Below are 14,062 nucleotides of genomic sequence, written 5' to 3'. Positions count from 1 at the left end.
TTGTTATGAACTTAGATGATTTAACACGCGATGTGTTGGACTTCTGGTTCGGCGCGCCTGACTCAGCAGAGTTGGGCGCTGACCGCGCCATCTGGTTTCAGTCTGATCCAAAATTTGATCAGGAAGTTCGTGATCGTTTTGGCGAAGCTCATCAGCTAGCCGCAGAGGGTAAGCTGGATGACTTAATGCAAAACCAAAAAGGAGCTTTGGCGTTAATCATTATTCTCGATCAGTTTTCACGCAACATTTACCGCAATCAAGGACAGGCTTTTGCCACCGATCTTCAGGCGCAGAAGTATGCTGAACAGGCCTTGGAAAATGGTTTTGATAGAGGGCTGTTAACGGTTGAAAAGAAGTTTTTCTACATGCCCTTTATGCACGCAGAAGACTTAGGGCAACAAGAAAAAAGCATTGAGCTTTTTATCAAGCTCGGTGACCCTAACACTTTAACCTTCGCCCTGTGTCACCGGGATCAAATTGTCCGCTTTGGCAGATTCCCTGGTCGCAATCAGGCGTTGGGAAGAAAAAGTACTCCAGCAGAAGAGGCTTTCCTGGAAAACCCCTTCTGCTAGAGACTGTTAACTAAAGTAATGACTATCTATTTCATCGCCTTGGAGAGTCAGGTAATGGCCTTTGTCGCCCCAATCGCTGAGTACGATGCGTTGGCAATGTTTGCCGTCGACTTCAATATCATGGAAATCGGGGCGATGGGTGTGACCATGAATCAGGATATCGGCCTGGTGGTTTTGTAAAACTTCTTTAACCGCGTCAGGATGCACGTCAGTAATGGCACTGGCTTTGTTGGCCTGGGCTTCGCGGCTTTTTTGACGCAGGTCAGCGGCGATTCCGCGGCGTACGGCTAGAGGCTGAGAAAGAAGCTGCTGTTGCCACTGGTCTGAGCGAACCATCTGGCGAAACTGCATATACTCTTTATCATCCCAACACAGACTGTCGCCGTGCATCAGGATGGCTTCTTTATTCCCAATAGTTATTGGGTGCACTTCACCGACTATGACACCGCCAGTTGCCTTGGCAAATTCATCACCCAATAAAAAGTCGCGATTGCCATGCTGAAAATAAAGTGGCTTGCCTGAATCAGAATAGGCTTTGAACTTGGCTATGATACTTTTAACAAACTCTGAATCATCATCATCGCCAATCCAACTCTCAAATAAATCCCCCAACACATACAGAGCATCCGACTTGGGCGCTATGTCATTCATATATTGAGTGAAAAGGGCGGTCAGGTCAGGGCGTTCTTCGCAAAGGTGTAGATCGGAAATAATATGAATCATTGTGATGTCTTTTTTTGATGATGAATGAAAAAGCTGTACCAGCTTTGTACCAATACAGCTTATTTGATTGGTGTTGGATTTTATTCCTGGTGAACTACTGCTTTTTCAATAATGACAGGCTCAACTGGAACATCCTGGTGAACGCTGTAGCTGCCAGTTTCCACTTCTTTAATGGCGTCAACCACGTCCATTCCTTCAACCACTTTACCAAATACGCAGTAACCCCAGCCTTGCATCGATTCCTGAGAAAAGTTCAAAAAGTCATTGTCTTTAACATTGATGAAGAACTGGCAGGTGGCTGAATGCGGATCCATGGTACGAGCCATGGCAATGGTGCCGCGGGCATTGGCCAAGCCGTTGTTGGCTTCGTTTTCGATTGGACTATCGGTAGGCAGCTGCTCCATATCAGGTGAAAAGCCACCACCTTGAATCATGAAGTTTGAGATAACACGGTGGAATATGGTGCCGTCGTATTGGCCTTTCTCCGCGTAACTGATGAAGTTTTCCACGGTTTTCGGGGCTTTGCGAGCATTAAGCTCGATAACGATGTCACCATGATTGGTGGTTAAAGTAACTTTTGGATGTGCATTGCTCATGATTAATATCCTGATTTTTTGCGATTCGCTGACCAAATCCCGTATTGAACCCTAAAAGCCAACAGACTCTGGCTTGTAGGCCTGATGATGGTTACAATATCGGGCTTCTAAGTTTGCCGCCTATGATAATGTTTTTTATCACTAAAAGCTAAATTCAAAATCGAGAAAAGATACTTATGTTACAGATCTACAATAATTTGACCCGTCAGAAAGAACCTTTTAAGCCCATGATTGAAGGCAAGGTTTCCATGTATGTGTGTGGCGTGACAACTTATGATCTGTGCCATATTGGCCATGCTCGAACCTATGCGGCTTTCGACGTTATTAACCGTTACCTCAAGTTTCGTGGCTATGATGTGACTTATGTGCGTAACATTACCGATATTGATGACAAGATCATTAATCGAGCCAATGAAAACGGTGAAGACTTTAGTCAGTTGACCGAGCGCTTCATTCAGGAAATGTACAAAGATTTCGATGCAATTGGTTTGCAGCGCCCTGATATTGAGCCACGCGCGACTCAGACCATGGCTGAAATTATCCAAATGACGCAAACCCTGATTGAAAAGGGCGCAGCTTATGCGACCGACAATGGGGATGTGTACTTCCATGTGCCAGCCTTTAAAGACTACGGCAAACTGAGTAAGCAGGATTTAACTCAGCTCAATGCTGGTGAGCGAGTTGATGTTAACGATATCAAAAAGGACCCAATGGACTTTGCTTTGTGGAAATCCTCAAAACCGGGTGAGCCTTCCTGGGATTCACCGTGGGGTAAAGGGCGTCCGGGCTGGCATATCGAATGTTCGGCCATGAGTAAGAAGTGCCTGGGTGAAACTTTCGATATCCATGGCGGTGGTTCTGACTTACAGTTCCCGCACCATGAAAACGAAATTGCTCAATCAGAATGTGCAAATGATTGCACATTCGCACGCGTCTGGATCCATACTGGAATGGTGCAGGTAGATAAAGAGAAAATGTCTAAGTCATTAGGCAACTTCTTCACTATTCGAGACGTGCTAAAGCAGTACCGTCCGGAATCAGTTCGTTATTTCCTGATGAGTGGCCATTACCGCAGTCAACTCAGTTACACACAAGCCAATCTTGAATCTGCTGATGCCAGCCTTGAGCGTTTGTATAATGCTTTGCGTGGTGTGGATTTAAGTCAGGCCACCGACGAAAAGCTGGGCATTTTGGAGCAGGCTGAAGCGCGTTTTATTGAAGCAATGGATGACGACTTTAACGTGCCGGAAGCGATGCCTGTACTGTTTGATCTGGCCAAAGAAGTCAATCGCCTTAAAGCTACCGATATGACTACAGCAGCCACTATCGCAGTAAAGCTGAAAGAGTTGGCAGGTGTTTTGAGTTTGTTGCAACAGGATCCTGAAGCCTTCCTAAAATCAGGTGCTGGCGACAGTGATGTTTCCGACGACGAAATTGAAAGCCTGATTCAGCAACGTCTGCAGGCGCGTGCTGATAAAAACTGGGCACTGGCCGATGAAATCCGCGACAAGCTCCATGCCATGAATATTGAGCTTGAAGATGGAGCGGGTGGTACCAGCTGGCGTCGGAAGTAACCTAAATCTATCCGTAAAAAAGAAGCCGCTTAAAGCGGCTTTCTTCTTAACTCATTAAACACCGACAACTCCCAGTTACGTAATCCAACCACCAGGCTGGTTCCTTTTTTCTCTGCTAACTCCACATTCTTGTCTTCGCGTAATTGCTGGCGATAGGCGGTGCCTAATTCATCGATCAATTCCTGAATCTTCTGATTAGATTTATCGCTTAACATGCCCGATATAAACAGCACCTTTTCATTTTTTTCGGTAAAGCTGGAGCGGAAGAACTCATTCTGGATGTGTTCGGCAAAGAAGTTTTGCACCGGCCCCTTGGGATGCCATTTGAAGTGTGGGCTGACGCGTTTTCGAATTCGATTGCCTGGTAGCAGCTCAATAAAGTCAATTTTGTCCAGTTGTACCAGATACTTGATCAGCTGTGGTTCGGTAAAGCTGTAGCGCTCGAGCATTTCAGCAAACTTCCAATCCGACAAACACAGCTGAGCAACCAGCAGCAATCGTTGGTCACTGATCAGCTGGTTTTCCTGTTCCAGAGTTAATTGCGAGATTTGCTTGCGCTGCTGATGGGCGGACTGGGCCAGCTGCAGAATATCCAGATGCAGTAAATCACAGATCTTTTCCAGCCGTTCAAGGCTGATCTTATGCTGCGAGAACATGCGCTTGATATTGGCTTCGCTCATCTCCAAAGCATTTCCCAGCGCCTTATAGGTGATCCCTTCTTTCCTAAGTTCTTGTTTCAGAGCATCAAGAATTTCCAGCGTTTGGCTACTCATGGTCTATCAATACTATACCAAATGGTCACATAAACACGACTTTAGCATTAAAAGTAGATTAAAGGTAGCGCCTATGACAACTTAGCATCATCAAAACAACGATTCACAAGGAAATACCATGATTTCTGTTTATCAACTCAAACCCAAGTTTCAACAGTTATTAAGACCGCTGGTTAACGGCTTAGCCCGCAAAGGCATCACCGCTAATGAGGTAACCGTAGTGGCGATGCTGATGAGTGTCATAACTGGAGTTGCCATTATTATCAGTAACAGCATCCTGGCGTTGCTGGCTCTGCCGATTATTTTATTAATTCGCATGGCGCTGAATGCCATCGACGGCATGTTAGCCAGAGAGCATCAGCAACAATCCAGGCTAGGCGCCTTTTTCAACGAAATCGGTGACGTGATCTCCGATCTCTTCTTAATCATTCCTTTAATCATTATTCCTGACATCAATTTGTGGTTTTTGGCTGCATTTGCTTTTACAGCTTTGTTAACCGAGTTTGCAGGCATTCTGGGCGTCATGGTTGGCACAGAACGTCAATACCAGGGGCCAATGGGGAAAAGTGATCGAGCCTTACTGATAGGCCTTGTGGGCTTACTGGTGCCATTCGTTTCAGTACCGGCCGTTTATTTAAATGCTGTTCTAGTTATTGCCACGGCTTTGTCTGTTTGGACTGTTATTAACCGAATTCGTGCTGCGCTGTAAGCGCTAGCAAATTTAACAAGAGGATATGGATATGTTTTTCGATATAAGTAGCTTACAACCGGTCACTAAGGTTTTTGGCAGTTTGTTTGTACTGTTATTAGTGGCGACCCTGGTATCATTTTTACTCAGCCGCTCTAAACCACAAACTGATCACACCGAACTTACTCAACGTATCAACTCCTGGTGGATCATGATGGGCGTATTTGCACTGTCGCTCTATATGGGCCCAATGGTGACCATTCTGATGTTTGCCATGCTGAGCTTCATCGCCCTCAAGGAATACTTTTCGATGACACCAACTCGACTGGTTGATCGTCGTGTTTTATTCTGGGCTTATCTTACCATTCCGTTGCAGTACTACTTCATCTCAATCGGCTGGTACGGCATGTTCATTATTTTTATTCCGGTTTATGCCTTTCTGTTTATTCCTTTTCGTATGGTTTTAGCTGGTGAAACCAAAAACTATTTGCGCGCGGTGGGCAATATTCATTGGGGCTTGATGCTGACCGTATTTACTTTGAGTCACCTGGCTTATCTGGTGGTCTTGCCCAATGAAGCAGAAGTCAAAAACTTGATGGTTTCTGGTTCGGGTGCAGCTCTATTGTTATACCTGGTGCTACTGACTCAGTTGAATGATGTTAGCCAGTACATATGGGGTAAGTTATTCGGCAAAAACAAAATTGCTCCAGCGATTAGCCCGAACAAGACGCGCGAAGGTTTGATTGGTGGTGTTTTGACGACAGGCCTATTGGCAATGGCCCTGGCTGAAACCTTAACGCCGATGTTGTGGTGGCATGGTCTGTTGGTTGGACTGGGCATTGGTATGGCTGGATTTATTGGTGATGTTTCCTTGTCAGCTATCAAGCGCGATATTGGTATCAAGGATTGTGGTCAGCTCATTCCGGGTCATGGCGGCATTCTGGATCGTCTGGACAGCCTGACCTTCACAGCACCATTGTTCTTCCATGTTATTCGCTACTGTTATTACTAGGTTAGATGAGGAGGACGAGCATGAAAATTATCAATAGAGCATTACGCTGGTTGTTTTTCGCCATCATCATTAAACCAATAGTGAAATTAGTGATAGGTATTCGTTATCAGAGCAAGCCCATTCTTCCACAGAATGGGCCGGCACTCATTATCGCAAACCATAACAGTCACCTGGATACCATGGTGCTGATATCACTGCTGCCATTAAAGGTATTGCACAAAGTACAGCCGGTCGCTGCTGCCGATTACTTCCTGAAAAACAGGTTTATCGCCTGGTTTGCGTTGAACATCATTGGCATCCTACCGATTGAGCGTCAGTCTGAGCGCCAAACCCGAAGTCCGGTGGAGCAGTGCGCAGAAGCCTTGAAACAGGGTAAGATTCTGATTTTCTTCCCTGAAGGATCGCGTGGTGAGCCGGAAAATATGTCGGAGCTAAAGTATGGGGTGGTCAAGCTTGCCGAGAAGTGCCCAGAAGTTCCGGTGTATCCAATTTATATGCACGGACTGGGTAAAAGTCTGCCCAAGGGTGATGCCTTACTGGTGCCTTTCTTCTGTGATGTGGTTTTCTCTGAGCCTATGCACTACCAGCCGAATTTATTTGAGCAGGTAAAAGCACGATTCGAGCAGATGCAATCGTCGGTCAGACTGCCTAAGTGGGATTAGGTTAGCTGTAATAGTCATTTGTTGGGGTAGAAACTATGAAACGTTCAATATTGGCAGGAGGCTGGGGTTTTGCTGAAGCGACATTGTTTTTTATTCTGCCCGATGTGTTATTGAGTTACTACGCGCTAGACAAGAAGAGTCAATTGATACAGCTTTGTAGCATTACTCTGATTGGCGCTCTTTTGGGCGGAACGCTGATGTATTACTGGGGGCAGTATCATTTTGCAACGGCATATGAGTGGGTCGAATCAGTCCCAGCGATAAGTGACGAGCTTATGGTTACGGTGAAAGATAAGATGCAGTCGTCTGGTATATGGTCAATTATGACTGGCCCACTGCAAGGCTTACCCTATAAAACTTTTGCTATCCAGGCTTATGCTGCCGGTATATCCATAGAAGCATTCTTGTTAATTAGTATTCCCGCCCGACTGTTGCGCTTTCTGGCAATTACCTATGTGGCGCGCTTGATTGTTAGAGGGTTATTGAACAATCTACAGAGCAAGCAATTAGTTACGATTTGGGCAGTGGTGTGGGTTCTGGTCTATGGGCTGTATTTCTATCACTTCCCTTCATAGAGTTCTTCGATGTCAGAAAAAATCCATGCGTTATGGCATGGCTATTAAACATAGAGCTGTACTAGTTTTTACAGACTTTATTCCGTAGATGGTAGAAATGACTATTAGGCTCAATGGTAATCCACTCTGTTAGTCCAGACTCATTGATATTACTGCTCATTTGCTGATTTCGATTATACAATGTTGCCGCAGTAACCATGACCTTGTTGCTTTTGCAGTCAACGAAGTAACCAACAACTTCTGAATCGTAACCTTTCTCGACCTCGTCTGGATATATGCCCGGGTATGGTTCGTAATATTGGACTTTGCTGTGTTTGACCATGCCCATAGCAAGATAAATATCCTTCTGTCGGAGATTGGATATGGGGCCTATTATTAAAGAGGGCTCGTAGTGGTGACGAGAACTATTTTCACCATAGCCGTATTGAATCCAGCCTGAGTGGTCAGCTTTATAATGCTTGCTATTGAGTTCCATCCACAGTTCAGTAGCGCCATGTTCACCATTGCGTAATGCTTGATTGAGCCACCTAAATGCTTCATTAGTATTTTTTGCTAGGCCGTTGATTCCAAAAAAATAGTCTTTGGCAATAATTTTCTGAAGCTTTGAATGTCCTAATTGTGCTCCCTGCACTCGATAAGGCGCTGCAGCATTGTGGTCTTTGACTGCTTCTTCCAAAAAGGCTATATATTCGATGACTGCATTCAAATGATTCTTTGCAGCAGCCTGCTGATAGAATGTATGAGCTTTTTTATAGTCTTTAGTGAAATAGTGGCCTGAGGCATAAGCAAAAGCTTGGAATAACAAAGCATCAGCATCTCCCTGTTCAGCACGTTTGGACAAGAAGCCCAATGTTTCTTGAGAAGTAGCCCCACCCTTGGTTATAACTAAGTGACCAGCAGTTGCCGCTGTTTTATAGTCCTGGTTATTGAAGGCGTAATCGGCAACTAAAAAGTTAGGATTGAGATAAATCCTTAACTGATTTTTAATTGCCTTCATTATCCACTGAGCGGATTCTTTAAAGAGGCCAGGGTTAGACTGTGCTTGATTAAAGTAGTAAACACCAATTTGGGCTGAAACGTTACTACTCAAATGTGCAACTTTTTTGAGCTGCTCTATTGCTTTAGCCTCATCTTTTGGCACTCCAATACCTTGTGCATACAAAGAAGCAAGTTCGCTGTATGCTTTGAGTTTTTCGGCATCGTTTTTCACCGTCTGGACTCTTGCTAACGCTAGCTCAAAAGCTTTTTTGTGGTTTTCAAACTCAGGCGAAATATAGTATCTGATAAGAAGTGTCACCGCATCCGAATATCCCTGACTTGCTGCTTGCTCAAGAAGTTGAATGGCTTTGTCATGCTGGCCTTGAGCCATAGCCTCACGACCGAGATTAAAGTTTTCCTTTCCTGCGGAGTTTCCTGATGCAGCTGACGAGAGGAGTAAGAGAATAGCTACCAGTGCTGTACAGATTAATGTTTTTAAATGACTCATTATTAGTGTTCCCCAGATCCTTTATTAGTCAATATTAGTGCAGGAACCTAAAGTGAGCAATTAATATAATTGGAAGATGATAATGAAGGTGGGAGCTTTAAGGTGATGTATGGCCATGTTAGTACACATGGCCTGAGTAGTTAACAAATTTTCTTGATTAGTCGTGCAAGTTCTCACAGGCAAACAAAGTATTGCTCATCAGCATGGCAACGGTCATCGGGCCAACGCCACCTGGAACAGGAGTAATCCATGAGGCACGTTCTTTAGCCACATCAAATTCCACGTCACCGACCAGTTTGCCGCTTTCTAGGCGATTAATGCCCACGTCAATCACGATGGCGCCTGGCTTGATCCAGTCACCTTTGACCATTTCAGGAATACCTACACCGACTACAACGATATCGGCTTCTGATACCTTCTTGGGTAAATCTTTGGTTTTGCTGTGGCAGAAAGTAACGGTGCAGCGTTCCATCAGTAACTCTAAGCCCATTGGACGGCCTACAATATTAGATACGCCAACCACTACGGCATCTTTACCCACAAGGTCAATACCCGTTTCTTTCAACATGACCATAACGCCGTAAGGCGTACAGGGGCGCATGGTTGGCATCTTTTGTGCCAGACGACCCATGTTATAAGGGTGGAAGCCGTCCACATCCTTATCAGCTTTAATACGCTCAAGAATGACGTTGGAATCAAGGTGTTCAGGAAGTGGCAGCTGCACCAGAATGCCATCAATAGCAGGATCTGCATTTAACTGGTCAATATGCTTTAATAGTTCTTCCTGAGTGGTTGTTTCCTCAAGGACTATTTTACGAGAAATAAAGCCAACCTTTTCACAGGCTTCTACTTTCTTGTTAACGTAGATTTGTGATGCAGGGTCAACACCAACCAGAATAACCGCAAGCCCCGGTGCGCGAAGGCCTTTATCAAGGCGAGCTTTGACTTTTTCGGCTAACTGTAACTTAACTTTTTCGGAAATGGCTTTGCCATCAAGAATTTGAGCAGACATAAGATTCGATAAATTCAAATGAGCGTTTGAAAGGCGCTATTGTCGCAATATTTGGCTATCGGCTCAATGCTTTTATCAGAAGCAACTTTTTGTAAAAAAACAAAAGAAAAAGTGTTGACGGTAATGGGGGAAATCAGTAATATGCGCGTCTCGCAGGGGCAAGCCCTTGTGAAGTTCGGAGATTAGCGCAGTCTGGTAGCGCGCCTGCTTTGGGTGCAGGATGTCGGGGGTTCAAATCCCTCATCTCCGACCAATTTTTTCTCGCCTCGTACGTCTGGATTCACATGCGTCCGTAGCTCAGCTGGATAGAGCAACGGCCTTCTAAGCCGTGGGTCGCAGGTTCGAATCCTGCCGGACGCGCCATTTTAACAAATGGGCGACATGAGGAGAGAGTAGCGGTTGATGGTGGGCGTAGCTCAGTTGGTAGAGCCCCGGATTGTGATTCCGGTTGTCGTGGGTTCAAGTCCCATCGTCCACCCCAGATTCTAGCTGCAAAAAGTATTATGATTCTAAGAATCAAGCAGTTAGAATAAACAATATGGTACGATGAGGGCTCAGGGCCCGCATTCAAAAATGCGAAAGTGGTGGAATTGGTAGACACGCTGGATTTAGGTTCCAGTGCCGCGAGGCGTGAGAGTTCGAGTCTCTCCTTTCGCACCATTTTAATCTCGGTGCTTAGTTTTAAAGTTATACAGCAAGCATTTATCGATATAGAGATTAAATGGTATTCCCTTCAAGTCTTCATCCAAAAGCCTTATCATATTCATTTTATGTAAAGAATAGCTATTGCTAACGATAGCCTATTGGAGATCAGCGAATGCAAGTTTCAGTTGAAACCACCAACGGTTTAGAAAGAAAGCTAATTATTGATGTTCCTGCTGAGAACATTGATGGTGCGGTACAAAAGCGCCTACAGGACTTGGCACGTAACGTTAAAATGAACGGCTTTCGTCCAGGCAAAGTCCCATTTAGCGTTGTAAAGAAGCGTTATGGCGCTTCAGTACGTCAAGAAGTGCTTGGTGATGTGATGCAACGTCACTACTTCGAAGCGGTACAGCAAGAAAAATTGATGCCTGCTGGTTATCCTCAATTAGAGCTTATCGAAAATAACGATGGCGCCAACCTTAAGTTCTCTGCAACTTTTGAAGTCTATCCTGAAGTTAAATTAGCTGATCTTGATTCTATTGAAATCGAAAAAGCCACTTCTGAAGTATCCGATGAAGATTTGACTAAAATGATGGACACCCTGCGCGGTCAACGTGCTAGTTGGGTTGAAGTTAAGCGCAAATCTAAAGATGGTGACCAGGTTGTTATTGACTTTAAAGGTTTCATTGATGGTGAAGCATTTAAAGGTGGCGAAGCAAAAGAATTCCCATTGGAGCTTGGCGCTGGCAACATGATTCCAGGCTTTGAAGAACAGTTAGTTGGCGTTTCTGCTGGCGATGACGTTGAAGTCAAAGTAACTTTCCCCGAAGATTACCATGTTGATGATTTGAAAGGTAAAGAAGCAACTTTTGAAACTCATGTTCATGTCGTTAATAAGAAAGAACTTCCAACAGTAACCGAATTAGCTGAACAGCTAGGCGCTGATGACATCAACAGCTTGAAGGCGGATGTTAAGAAGAATATGGAGCGTGAGCTTCGTAACGCTATCAAATCTCGTGTGAAAGGCCAGGTGATGAATCAGTTGGTTGAAAAGCATGAAGTTGAAGTTCCTAAAGCCATGCTGGATCAAGAAATCGAGCGTATGCGTCAGGAAATGGCTCAACAGATGCGTGCTCCAAAAGACCAAACTCCAGACCTGCCAGCCTCATTGTTTGAAGAACAGGCTACTCGCCGCGTGAAGCTTGGTTTGATTGTTTCTGAAATCATCAAATCAGAAGGCTTAAAAGCTGACGAAGATAAAGTTCGTGCACAAGTTGAAGACTTGGCTGGTGTTTACGAAGAGCCACAAGAAGTTATCGACTGGTACTATGGCGATCCAAGCCGCTTACGCGAAGTTGAGTCATTAGTATTAGAAGATACAGTAGTTGACTTGGTGCTGGAAAAAGCTAAAGTAACTGAGAAATCAGTAAGCTTCGATGAACTTTTAAATCCTAACAAAAATCAGGATTAAAAGTAGCACGATAAACTATCGTTTATTCTAAAAAAGAAGCGGACTTGTTCCGCTTCTTTTATTTTCAGGCAAGGAAAATACAACATGAGTAAAATTATTGAAACTCAGGCATCTGGCCTAATCCCAATGGTTGTTGAGCAAACCTCTCGAGGTGAGCGCTCTTACGACATTTATTCCAGACTTTTAAAAGAACGCGTTATTTTCTGTGTTGGTCAGGTTGAAGATTACATGGCTAACTCAATTGTTGCTCAAATGCTATTCCTTGAGTCTGATAATCCAGACAAGGATATTCATTTGTACATTAACTCACCTGGTGGTGTTGTTACCGCGGGCTTGGCCATCTATGACACTATGCAGTTTATTCGTCCTGATGTTTCAACCGTTTGTGTTGGTCAGGCGGCAAGTATGGGTGCTCTATTATTGGCTGGTGGTGCAAAAGGTAAGCGTCATACATTGCCTAACTCACGCATGATGATCCACCAACCGCTTGGTGGTTTCCAGGGGCAGGCTTCTGATATTGCGATTCACGCTCAGGAAATTACTGAGTTGAAACATAGACTTAACTCAATCATGGCAGATCATTGCGGTAAAAGTGTAGAAGAGGTTGAGCGGGATACTGACCGTGATAACTTCCTAACCGCAGAAGAAGCTGTTAGTTATGGCTTAGTTGACTCCATTATCAGCTCGAGAAAACAGGCTTAATTGATTCAGCTCTCATCTTATGTGAGAGCTGATATTTTACAATTCTTAAGTTCCTTCCTATTCAAGTGATTCTTTATCTATCAATTGTAATGCTTTAAGGCTAAAGCAGATTTGTTCTTTTGTTGAAGGAATTATTTTGATACTGTAATTAGTAGTGAGAAATTAAAGTGTGCGTCAGACCTTGAGTTTCATAGGTTTGACCTCACTAATCCGTTATAGCAACGCCACTATATCAGGCGCTGGAAAATGTCTAACGGGCTGTGCTGACAGTCTTATGAGGTAACAATGAGTAGCGATAACTCAGACAACAAAACGTTATATTGCTCTTTCTGTGGCAAAAGCCAGCATGAAGTGAAAAAGCTGATCGCAGGTCCCAGAGTATTCATTTGTAATGAGTGCGTGGATTTGTGTAATGATATTATTATTGAAGAAATTCAGGAAGTTGCTGCCAAAGAATCGCGTAGCCACTTGCCTAAACCTAAAGAAATTGCTGAATTTCTGGAGCAATACGTTATTGGCCAGGAACGAGCTAAGAAAGTATTGTCTGTAGCGGTATATAATCACTACAAACGCCTCGAAAGTGAGCCGGCTTCTAGTGAACATAAAGAAGTGGAGCTGGGTAAAAGTAATATTCTACTGATTGGCCCAACCGGTAGTGGTAAGACTTTATTAGCCGAAACTCTCGCCAGAATGCTTGATGTGCCATTTACCATGGCGGATGCCACGACGTTGACCGAAGCAGGTTATGTTGGCGAAGATGTCGAGAACATCATTCAGAAATTGCTGCAAAAATGTGATTATGACGTTGAAAAAGCTCAGCGTGGTATCGTTTATATTGACGAAATTGACAAGATTTCGCGTAAATCGGATAACCCTTCTATTACACGTGATGTATCAGGAGAAGGTGTTCAGCAGGCTCTGCTTAAACTGATTGAGGGTACTGTGGCATCGGTTCCTCCACAAGGTGGTCGCAAGCATCCGCAACAAGAATTCCTGCAGGTTGATACTGGTAATATCCTGTTTGTTTGTGGCGGTGCCTTTGCCGGTCTTGAGAAGATAATTCAGGAACGGACGGAAAAAGGCGGCATTGGCTTCGGTGCCGATGTTAAGAAGGTTAAAGAAGGCAAGGCCATTGGCGAAATGTTGAAAGCGGTTGAGCCAGATGACCTGGTAAAATTTGGCTTAATCCCTGAGTTTATCGGTCGTTTACCAATTGTTACAACTTTGCAGGAGCTGGATGAAGAAGCCTTGGTCAGAATCTTGACCGAGCCTAAAAATGCTCTTACCAAGCAATATAGTAAGTTGTTTTCATTGGAAAATGTGGATCTAGAGTTCCGTAAAGATGCTTTGACTGCTATCGCTCATAAAGCAATGCAACGCAGAACCGGTGCTCGTGGTTTACGTTCTATCCTTGAAGAAATTTTATTAGACACCATGTATAACTTACCTTCCCTCGAAGGCGTCAGCAAAGTATGCATTGATGCGGCTGTAGTAAAAGGTGAGGCAGAGCCTCTACTGATTTATGACAACCAGCAACAAGCTGCTGCTGAATAGCTTTCGTTATCAGGCCT

14 protein-coding genes and 4 tRNA genes are annotated in these 14,062 nt (G+C 44.3%); 13 read left to right on the top strand and 5 right to left on the bottom strand.

What is annotated here, in order from left to right; genetic code table 11:
* Positions 1-5: 5 nt before the first annotated feature.
* Positions 6-572, top strand: a complete 567-nt coding sequence (locus HUJ19_RS10955; RefSeq protein ID WP_290624237.1) for a DUF924 family protein — start codon at positions 6-8, stop codon at positions 570-572.
* Between the two features lie 6 nt (positions 573-578).
* Here HUJ19_RS10955 and HUJ19_RS10950 read toward each other — a convergent pair whose 3' ends face one another.
* The gene (locus HUJ19_RS10950; RefSeq protein ID WP_290624236.1) at positions 579-1,295 is read right to left on the bottom strand and encodes a UDP-2,3-diacylglucosamine diphosphatase; all 717 of its coding nucleotides are present in this window, start codon (positions 1,293-1,295) and stop codon (positions 579-581) included.
* Between the two features lie 80 nt (positions 1,296-1,375).
* Positions 1,376-1,891 (bottom strand): peptidylprolyl isomerase, encoded by a 516-nt coding sequence (locus tag HUJ19_RS10945; RefSeq protein WP_290624235.1) that lies wholly within the window; start codon positions 1,889-1,891, stop codon positions 1,376-1,378.
* Positions 1,892-2,067: 176 nt separating this feature from the next.
* Here HUJ19_RS10945 and cysS point away from each other — a divergent pair, with 176 nt between their 5' ends.
* Entirely contained in the window at positions 2,068-3,465 is a 1,398-nt protein-coding gene (gene cysS / locus HUJ19_RS10940) for a cysteine--tRNA ligase (RefSeq protein WP_290624234.1), read from the top strand.
* Between the two features lie 29 nt (positions 3,466-3,494).
* Here the strand turns inward: cysS and HUJ19_RS10935 are convergent, their stop codons facing one another.
* Positions 3,495-4,238 carry a helix-turn-helix transcriptional regulator gene (locus HUJ19_RS10935; protein ID WP_290624233.1) on the bottom strand — a complete coding sequence of 248 codons (744 nt, stop codon included), beginning with the start codon at positions 4,236-4,238 and terminating at the stop codon, positions 3,495-3,497.
* A 118-nt stretch (positions 4,239-4,356) separates the two neighbouring features.
* Between HUJ19_RS10935 and HUJ19_RS10930 the strand changes: the two genes are divergently transcribed.
* The 4 genes from HUJ19_RS10930 to HUJ19_RS10915 are packed head-to-tail and all read left to right on the top strand — an operon-like array spanning position 4,357 to position 7,175.
* Positions 4,357-4,947 (top strand): CDP-alcohol phosphatidyltransferase family protein, encoded by a 591-nt coding sequence (locus HUJ19_RS10930; RefSeq protein ID WP_290624232.1) that lies wholly within the window; start codon positions 4,357-4,359, stop codon positions 4,945-4,947.
* A 31-nt stretch (positions 4,948-4,978) separates the two neighbouring features.
* Complete coding sequence (locus HUJ19_RS10925) at positions 4,979-5,938, top strand: phosphatidate cytidylyltransferase (RefSeq protein WP_290624231.1); 960 nt, start codon at positions 4,979-4,981, stop codon at positions 5,936-5,938.
* Positions 5,939-5,958: 20 nt separating this feature from the next.
* Positions 5,959-6,600 (top strand): lysophospholipid acyltransferase family protein, encoded by a 642-nt coding sequence (locus HUJ19_RS10920; RefSeq protein WP_290624230.1) that lies wholly within the window; start codon positions 5,959-5,961, stop codon positions 6,598-6,600.
* Between the two features lie 35 nt (positions 6,601-6,635).
* The gene (locus HUJ19_RS10915; RefSeq protein ID WP_290624229.1) at positions 6,636-7,175 is read left to right on the top strand and encodes a hypothetical protein; all 540 of its coding nucleotides are present in this window, start codon (positions 6,636-6,638) and stop codon (positions 7,173-7,175) included.
* Positions 7,176-7,236: 61 nt separating this feature from the next.
* Here HUJ19_RS10915 and HUJ19_RS10910 read toward each other — a convergent pair whose 3' ends face one another.
* Both HUJ19_RS10910 and folD read right to left on the bottom strand, forming a co-directional pair.
* The gene (locus HUJ19_RS10910; protein ID WP_290624228.1) at positions 7,237-8,661 is read right to left on the bottom strand and encodes a surface-adhesin E family protein; all 1,425 of its coding nucleotides are present in this window, start codon (positions 8,659-8,661) and stop codon (positions 7,237-7,239) included.
* 157 nt (positions 8,662-8,818) lie between these two features.
* Complete coding sequence (folD, locus tag HUJ19_RS10905; protein WP_290624227.1) at positions 8,819-9,673, bottom strand: bifunctional methylenetetrahydrofolate dehydrogenase/methenyltetrahydrofolate cyclohydrolase FolD; 855 nt, start codon at positions 9,671-9,673, stop codon at positions 8,819-8,821.
* Between the two features lie 176 nt (positions 9,674-9,849).
* Between folD and HUJ19_RS10900 the strand changes: the two genes are divergently transcribed.
* The 7 genes from HUJ19_RS10900 to clpX all read left to right on the top strand — a co-directional run bounded on the left by HUJ19_RS10900 (position 9,850) and on the right by clpX (position 14,045).
* Positions 9,850-9,926 (top strand) — tRNA-Pro (locus tag HUJ19_RS10900).
* 33 nt (positions 9,927-9,959) lie between these two features.
* Positions 9,960-10,036: transfer RNA gene (locus tag HUJ19_RS10895), tRNA-Arg, on the top strand.
* Positions 10,037-10,078: 42 nt separating this feature from the next.
* Positions 10,079-10,154, top strand: a tRNA-His gene (locus HUJ19_RS10890).
* Positions 10,155-10,248: 94 nt separating this feature from the next.
* A tRNA-Leu gene (locus tag HUJ19_RS10885) sits at positions 10,249-10,333 on the top strand.
* A 157-nt stretch (positions 10,334-10,490) separates the two neighbouring features.
* Positions 10,491-11,789 carry a trigger factor gene (gene tig / locus HUJ19_RS10880; protein ID WP_290624226.1) on the top strand — a complete coding sequence of 433 codons (1,299 nt, stop codon included), beginning with the start codon at positions 10,491-10,493 and terminating at the stop codon, positions 11,787-11,789.
* An 84-nt stretch (positions 11,790-11,873) separates the two neighbouring features.
* Complete coding sequence (clpP, locus tag HUJ19_RS10875) at positions 11,874-12,491, top strand: ATP-dependent Clp endopeptidase proteolytic subunit ClpP (protein ID WP_290624225.1); 618 nt, start codon at positions 11,874-11,876, stop codon at positions 12,489-12,491.
* A 285-nt stretch (positions 12,492-12,776) separates the two neighbouring features.
* Positions 12,777-14,045, top strand: coding sequence for an ATP-dependent Clp protease ATP-binding subunit ClpX (clpX, locus tag HUJ19_RS10870; protein WP_290624224.1), 1,269 nt, complete (start codon positions 12,777-12,779; stop codon positions 14,043-14,045).
* Positions 14,046-14,062 lie beyond the last annotated feature (17 nt).

Source organism: Kangiella sp. (assembly GCF_014762745.1).
In the GTDB taxonomy this organism is placed as follows: domain Bacteria; phylum Pseudomonadota; class Gammaproteobacteria; order Enterobacterales; family Kangiellaceae; genus Kangiella.
The sequence above is the reverse complement of the archived record's forward strand: the minus strand, read 5'-3'. Positions and strand labels throughout refer to the sequence as shown.

Excerpts from the sequence above, each read along its gene's own strand:
- HUJ19_RS10930 (WP_290624232.1), top strand. The coding sequence starts at position 4,357 with ATGATTTCTGTTTATCAACTCAAACCCAAGTTTCAACAGTTATTAAGA.
- HUJ19_RS10935 (WP_290624233.1), bottom strand. The coding sequence starts at position 4,238 with ATGAGTAGCCAAACGCTGGAAATTCTTGATGCTCTGAAACAAGAACTT.
- HUJ19_RS10910 (WP_290624228.1), bottom strand. The coding sequence starts at position 8,661 with ATGAGTCATTTAAAAACATTAATCTGTACAGCACTGGTAGCTATTCTC.
- clpX (WP_290624224.1), top strand. The coding sequence starts at position 12,777 with ATGAGTAGCGATAACTCAGACAACAAAACGTTATATTGCTCTTTCTGT.
- folD (WP_290624227.1), bottom strand. The coding sequence starts at position 9,673 with ATGTCTGCTCAAATTCTTGATGGCAAAGCCATTTCCGAAAAAGTTAAG.
- HUJ19_RS10955 (WP_290624237.1), top strand. The coding sequence starts at position 6 with ATGAACTTAGATGATTTAACACGCGATGTGTTGGACTTCTGGTTCGGC.
- HUJ19_RS10945 (WP_290624235.1), bottom strand. The coding sequence starts at position 1,891 with ATGAGCAATGCACATCCAAAAGTTACTTTAACCACCAATCATGGTGAC.
- HUJ19_RS10925 (WP_290624231.1), top strand. The coding sequence starts at position 4,979 with ATGTTTTTCGATATAAGTAGCTTACAACCGGTCACTAAGGTTTTTGGC.
- HUJ19_RS10915 (WP_290624229.1), top strand. The coding sequence starts at position 6,636 with ATGAAACGTTCAATATTGGCAGGAGGCTGGGGTTTTGCTGAAGCGACA.
- tig (WP_290624226.1), top strand. The coding sequence starts at position 10,491 with ATGCAAGTTTCAGTTGAAACCACCAACGGTTTAGAAAGAAAGCTAATT.
- HUJ19_RS10920 (WP_290624230.1), top strand. The coding sequence starts at position 5,959 with ATGAAAATTATCAATAGAGCATTACGCTGGTTGTTTTTCGCCATCATC.
- HUJ19_RS10950 (WP_290624236.1), bottom strand. The coding sequence starts at position 1,295 with ATGATTCATATTATTTCCGATCTACACCTTTGCGAAGAACGCCCTGAC.
- clpP (WP_290624225.1), top strand. The coding sequence starts at position 11,874 with ATGAGTAAAATTATTGAAACTCAGGCATCTGGCCTAATCCCAATGGTT.
- cysS (WP_290624234.1), top strand. The coding sequence starts at position 2,068 with ATGTTACAGATCTACAATAATTTGACCCGTCAGAAAGAACCTTTTAAG.